At 69.4% G+C, this 1,127-nt stretch carries 2 pseudogenes; both read right to left on the bottom strand.

The features are described from left to right. Nucleotides 1-366 (bottom strand): annotated as a pseudogene (locus ACWGJ2_RS40515) (hypothetical protein); the annotation flags it as partial. 119 nt (nucleotides 367-485) lie between these two features. Further along, nucleotides 486-1,127: pseudogene (locus ACWGJ2_RS40510) on the bottom strand (DNA cytosine methyltransferase); the annotation flags it as partial.

Raw genomic sequence — 1,127 nt, 5'->3', positions numbered from 1 at the left:
GTCCCAGAGGGACGGCCATCGCTGGCTGCGGCGGACGGCGAACGGAACGTCGTACAGGGCGGCATGGTCTCGGGCTACTTCAAGGGCGCCGGGCCACTCGATCAAGTGCCCGTTCGGCGTATAGCCGAGGTCGCAGTGGAGCACCTTGACCTTGTGGAGTTGGCCCGCAATGTCGGCCTGTGTGCACACCGTGTGCACGAGGGCGCCGCTGTCCTTCCCGCCGCTGTCGCCGACGACCACGACGTCGTGCCGGTCCCAGTCGAACTCAGCCGGCTCTGCGGGCGATGCCGCGGCTGGCGAGGTGAACAGTTCGAGCTGGGCACATCCGCTGCCGCACGGCCGGGTGGGGGTGAGGCGCTGTGTCACCTGAGGTCTCCTGAGGATGAGGGATTCGGTAGAGAGCCCCGGCATGGGCGGACGGTGTCTCACCGCAGGCCGAAGCGGAAGAATGTGGTGGGGCCGCCGCTGGGGCGGCCCCACGGGGTTTACAGAACGGCGGCCACGCGCTCGCCGAGCCACTGGGCGACGTTGCAGCTCACCGCGTTCCCGGCCTGGACCGTCTTGGCGGCGTCGCTGGCCCCTGTGACGATGTAGCCGGGCGGGAAGCGCTGGGCGTTCATCTGCTCGCGCCACTTGAGCATCCGGAAGTAGCAGTCCTCGATCCGTGCCGCTTGCCGCAGCAGACCGGCCGAGTCATGTGTGGACAGGGTGTGCAGCGGCTCGGACGTCGGCTTGGCCTTCGCGCCCTTGCGGTACGGGATGATCAGTCCGTGGTGATTGCCGCCCGCCATGACCGTGGACAGCGGTCGGTCGATCTTCCTCGCCTTGCCGTGGTTGCGGAGCTCGATGACGAACGGCGGAGCGACCAGATCCGGCGACGACGTGGCGTTCGGGAAGGTCCCGGGCGGGACGAGCACCCCTTCCCCGATCTTCGCGCACCGGGACGGCAGGGGGGCCAGGTCCGGGCGGAACGCGCGGCCGTCGTGACCACCGTGGTTCACGGTCACCACCGAGGGGGCCTCGGGGAACATCGCCAGCCCCGCCTCGATGCGGGCCATGGTGTTCTCGACCAGTGGCGGAAGCCCGTGCTGGTCACGGTCGCCGATGCGAATGCCCTCGTCGTCCCA

The organism is Streptomyces sp. NPDC054796, from assembly GCF_053611545.1.
Note: the sequence above shows the minus strand (reverse complement) of the source record. Positions and strands in the feature narration are given on the sequence as shown.